At 35.2% G+C, this 4438-nt stretch carries 7 protein-coding genes; all 7 read left to right on the top strand.

Annotated elements, in window-relative coordinates; translation table 11 throughout:
• Positions 1 to 64: 64 nt before the first annotated feature.
• On the top strand, positions 65 to 412 hold the full coding sequence (locus WAO56_RS00980; RefSeq protein ID WP_422146192.1) for a DUF6751 family protein: 348 nt from the start codon (positions 65 to 67) through the stop codon (positions 410 to 412).
• 56 nt (positions 413 to 468) lie between these two features.
• Positions 469 to 762, top strand: a complete 294-nt coding sequence (locus tag WAO56_RS00975; protein ID WP_422146191.1) for a minor capsid protein — start codon at positions 469 to 471, stop codon at positions 760 to 762.
• Positions 759 to 1187, top strand: coding sequence for a hypothetical protein (locus WAO56_RS00970; RefSeq protein ID WP_422146190.1), 429 nt, complete (start codon positions 759 to 761; stop codon positions 1185 to 1187). The genes WAO56_RS00975 and WAO56_RS00970 overlap by 4 nt, the downstream gene beginning before the upstream one ends.
• Entirely contained in the window at positions 1187 to 1732 is a 546-nt protein-coding gene (locus tag WAO56_RS00965) for a phage tail tube protein (protein ID WP_422146189.1), read from the top strand. The genes WAO56_RS00970 and WAO56_RS00965 overlap by 1 nt, the downstream gene beginning before the upstream one ends.
• 46 nt (positions 1733 to 1778) lie before the next feature.
• Entirely contained in the window at positions 1779 to 2123 is a 345-nt protein-coding gene (locus tag WAO56_RS00960; protein WP_422146188.1) for a hypothetical protein, read from the top strand.
• The gene (locus WAO56_RS00955) at positions 2123 to 2701 is read left to right on the top strand and encodes a Gp15 family bacteriophage protein (protein WP_422146187.1); all 579 of its coding nucleotides are present in this window, start codon (positions 2123 to 2125) and stop codon (positions 2699 to 2701) included. Before WAO56_RS00960 ends, WAO56_RS00955 begins: the two co-directional genes overlap by 1 nt.
• A 204-nt stretch (positions 2702 to 2905) precedes the next feature.
• On the top strand, positions 2906 to 4438 hold a 1533-nt coding region (locus WAO56_RS00950; RefSeq protein WP_422146186.1), incomplete at its 3' end, for a phage tail tape measure protein.

The raw sequence follows: 4438 nt of genomic DNA, 5'->3' as shown, positions 1-4438 counted from the left end.
GATTTATATACAGAGAAATTAAAGTTTATTTTGGACATACTGGCTTAATGTACAGAGGTGTGTAATGTTAACTAATGCAGTAGCAACAATAATAACAAAAGTTAGACAAGGCAGAGCTGACGTATACAAGCCGTTGGAATCTGTAAAAGTGCATTGGGAAGATAGCAGGGGATATAACATCTTGCAATCATCTAGGGCATTAAATGAAGTTGATAACATAACTGTTTATATGCCGATTATAGATGAAAAATTCAAAGTAGATGATTATATCGTTAGAGGAGAAGTGACGAAAGAATATACTTCAGACAAAGAATTATTTGAAGATTTTGAAGATACTTTTATTATTACATCAGTTGATAAATACGATTATGGAAGTCCTGAAATGCAACATATAAGAATAGGGGCGAAATAATGATATTTTTTAAAGAATTTAGACACAATCCAGGAGAGATTATCGCAAAAAGAAAGTTGGAACAAGGGCAAGCTGTTCAAAAGTTTATAGACAGTGAAGTTATTAGGAGAATGTCACCATACACTCCATTTAGAGATGGAGCATTAATTGGTTCGGCAACATCTAAAACCAATATAGGTAGCGGAAAGGTACAACAACAAACACCTTATGCAAAACGTTGGTATTATGAGCCTGCCAACTTCAGCGGTGCTCCAATGCGCGGGAATAAATGGTTTGAAAGAATGAAGCAATCTCACAAAGGCGATATTTTAAGAGGAGCAGCGGCAATTGCAGGAGCGAAAACAAGATGAAAACAGTAATAGAGAGTATAAGAGATTATTTCGATAAATGTCCTTTGTTGGATGCAAATGCAAGGCTAAACATAGATTACTTAGGACTTGAAGTGGTAGAATATGGAATTTACACAGAACCAACAAATCCAGTTATAAAAAAGTATGTTGATGGAGCAGAACTTCGCCAACATACTTTTACATTTACCACAAGAAATTATCTAACAAGTGATTATGTAAAACAATTAGATAATGCAGCATTTTTCGATAAATTAATTCAATGGATTGAAACAAATAGCAAGCAAAAGAATTTACCTGTGCTTGAAGGAAACAGAGAACCTCAAAGGCTAGAAATACTAACAAATGGTTATTTAATAGCTAGCGAAGGCGGAAAGGCACAGTATCAAATACAAATGAGATTAGTATACAAGGAGGAAAACTACTAATGGCAAATTTAGAAAATATACAAAATTTAAAAGAGTTTGAAGGATTACAATTAAGAGCAGATAAAGTTTCTTTTATGGAAGCTGACGAAGAAGACTTGTTTTACAGAATGAAAGGCTTTACGGAATTACCTTCATCTAAAGAACCGGTTGAATATGAAAGAACTTACGTAGATGAAAAATCAGCTAGAACAACAACTACAGGAGTTACTTCATCAACTGCATTTACTTTGGATAAATACAAAGGAAATCCAGTTCACGAAAGAATACAAGAGGTATTTGACAAAGAATTACTAGGTGATGATGCAACAACAAATATTGTAGTTGTAGATTTCTCAAAAGAAGTTGGCGATGGATTCTATGCGTTAAAAAGAAACTACACAATAGTACCGGACACTGAAGGTGATGGAACAGAAGCTTATAACTACTCCGGAACGTTTAAAGCGAACGGGCCTTCAATAGAAGGAGTTGCAAAAATGGCGGATGGAGCGACTGACTGGTTGGCGGTATCATTTACAGAAGGCATAACAGAACCATCTGGAGAGTAATTAGGCGGCTTAATGCTGCCTTTTTATTTTGAAAGGAGATTAATAAATGGCTAAATTTAAAAGAAGAGACCGTAACGTTAAGTTAGAATATGGAAAGTTAGTTTACAACGTTGATGTAACAGATGAAGATATGATTGACAAGGTAACTAAATTCGGAGAAAGAGCGCAGAAAGCAGCGGATAAAACAGACGAAGAAGTTATCAAGGATTTAAAAGATATAGTAGATGCTGTATTAGGCGACGGAGCATACGATGCAATAGAAAAAGAAATATGCGGAGACGCAAAAGCAACAGGTTGGGATACGTTAGACATAGCTAATTATATGGTAGAAGAAATACTGTCTTTTAGAAATAAATTTGTTGAAGGGTACGGGAAAATAGGCAACAAGTAATGAACATCTTAATTGATGGACTTCCTTTTTGTTATAGAGATACTGAATTAAACACAGACTATCGTGTATGGATGAAATTTGAACTGTTATTGCAGGATAAAAAAATTAAAGAAGAGGAAAAACTAACTAAGATTATTCAATTAACTGTAAAGAGTGAATATATAGATATTAACGATATCAAAGGATTAATTGATTACTTAATATGGTTCTATTCGTGCGGGAAAGAAGAAGAAAACGACGAAGAGGAAGAATCAGACTTCAAGGAAAAGAAAAAACTAATATATAGCTTTGAACATGACGCAGATTATATTTATGCTGCATTTATGGAGTGTTACAAAATAGATTTAGTAGAAACAGATATGCATTGGTGGAAGTTCAAATCATTACTAAAGTCTTTAAATGAAAATTGCTTATACAGTAAAATTTTAGGCTACAGGTCAATGAAAATTAGTTCTAAAATGTCAAAAGATGAACAGAAATTCTATCAAGAAATGAAGAAAACATATGCTCTTCCGGACTTAAGAACGGAAGAAGAGAAAGAAAGCGACTTTGCAAACAGTTTATTTGCAGGAATGTAGAAGGTGATAACAAATTGAAAAATGGTTTAAATGTCCGAACTGCGGACAAAGATTATTAAAATACGATGAAAAAGAAGCGATAAGCAAGAAATTATATTTAAAATGTAAAAAATGTAAAAATGAAATAGAAATTAACATTAATAATAATGATAAAAAATAGAGTATTGAGCCGTTGAGCCTATTACTAAAGAAAGGAGGGGTAATATGTCAGACGGCTCTTTGCTTTTTGATACAAAGCTGGATGACAGTGGTTTTCGGAAGGGTGTTAGCTCCCTAGGAAGAATAGCAAGCAAAGCCGGTGGTGCTATTGCAAAAGGTATTGGAATAGCAGGAGCAGCAGTAAGTGCTTTTGGTGGTTATGCTTTAAAATCCAGTATTGATTTTGAAAGTGCCTTTACAGGAGTTATAAAAACTGTAGATGGAACAGATGAACAAATAGCGAAATTAAGACAAGGCATACTTGATATGTCTTTAGTTATGCCTCAATCTGCTGCAGAAATTGCAGGGGTAGCAGAAGCTGCCGGTCAGTTGGGAATTAAAACTGAAAACATAAAAGACTTCACTAAAACAATGGTGATGATGGGAGATGCAACAAACCTATCAAGTGAAGAAGCAGCAACAAGCTTTGCTAAGTTTGCAAACATTGTTGGAATGAGTCAAGATGATTTTTCAAAACTAGGCTCTACTGTTGTAGAACTTGGGAACAACATGGCTACAACAGAAGCAGATATTGTAAATATGGGAATGAATTTAGCTGCAGCTGGCAAACAAGTAGGACTTACAGAAGCTCAAACCATGGCCTTAGCAGCAACAATGAGTTCGGTTGGAATTGAAGCCGACAAGGGCGGTAGTGCCATGTCTAGAACGTTGGCGAAAATAAACACCGAAGTATTATCTAGTGGTAAAAAGCTAAGTAGCTTTGCTAAGGTAGCTGGAATGTCAGCGCAAGAATTTAGTACTGCATGGAAAGAAAATCCACAGGAAGCAATAACTGCATTTGTTAAAGGTTTAGGAGACATACAAAAGTCCGGTGGAGATGTTAACGCAACACTAAAAGAACTAGGCATAAATGGAATTCAAGACATAGATACGCTAGGAAGATTAGCAGGAGCAAGTGATGTTTTAACTGAAGCTTGGGATTTAGCTAACAACGCATGGGAAGAAAATATAGCATTATCCAAAGAAGCTGAAACAAGATACCAAACTGTAGAAGCTCAAATGGGAATGCTTAAAAATGCGGTTACTAATTTAGCAATTTCAGTCGGAGATGAGTTAAAGCCAGCCTTCGCTGATGCGATTTCTTTTATTAAAGACGAAGTAAATTCTTTAACGGCTGCATTTAAAAGCGGTGGCTTTGAAGGACTAGCAGCTGCAATTGGTGATTCACTGTCAAGAATATTAGTAGAAATAACTAATTTCTTACCAAAAATGTTGGATATGGGAACTAAGGTTATTTTAAATCTAATAAATGGAATCAGGAATTCATCCGACCAGTTAGTAGCGAGCGCTGTTGCGATAGGAACTTCTTTAGCAGACGGAATTTTAACTATACTTCCAGAAATATTAATACTAGGCGTTGAGCTTATTATTAAGCTTGGCGAAGGAATAACTCAAGCCATACCAGAACTCATTCCAAAGGCTGTAGAAGCTGTAGGAAAACTAGCACAAGCATTTAATGAAAATGCAGGCAAATTAATAGAAGTTGGTTTGAAGTTAATAAAAGCTGTAGCGGAAGGG

The organism is Miniphocaeibacter sp. (genome assembly GCF_049276255.1).
Classification (GTDB): domain Bacteria; phylum Bacillota; class Clostridia; order Tissierellales; family Peptoniphilaceae; genus Miniphocaeibacter.
Note: the sequence above shows the minus strand (reverse complement) of the source record. Positions and strands in the feature narration are given on the sequence as shown.

Excerpts from the sequence above, each read along its gene's own strand:
- WAO56_RS00980 (WP_422146192.1), top strand. The coding sequence starts at position 65 with ATGTTAACTAATGCAGTAGCAACAATAATAACAAAAGTTAGACAAGGC.
- WAO56_RS00955 (WP_422146187.1), top strand. The coding sequence starts at position 2,123 with ATGAACATCTTAATTGATGGACTTCCTTTTTGTTATAGAGATACTGAA.
- WAO56_RS00970 (WP_422146190.1), top strand. The coding sequence starts at position 759 with ATGAAAACAGTAATAGAGAGTATAAGAGATTATTTCGATAAATGTCCT.
- WAO56_RS00960 (WP_422146188.1), top strand. The coding sequence starts at position 1,779 with ATGGCTAAATTTAAAAGAAGAGACCGTAACGTTAAGTTAGAATATGGA.
- WAO56_RS00965 (WP_422146189.1), top strand. The coding sequence starts at position 1,187 with ATGGCAAATTTAGAAAATATACAAAATTTAAAAGAGTTTGAAGGATTA.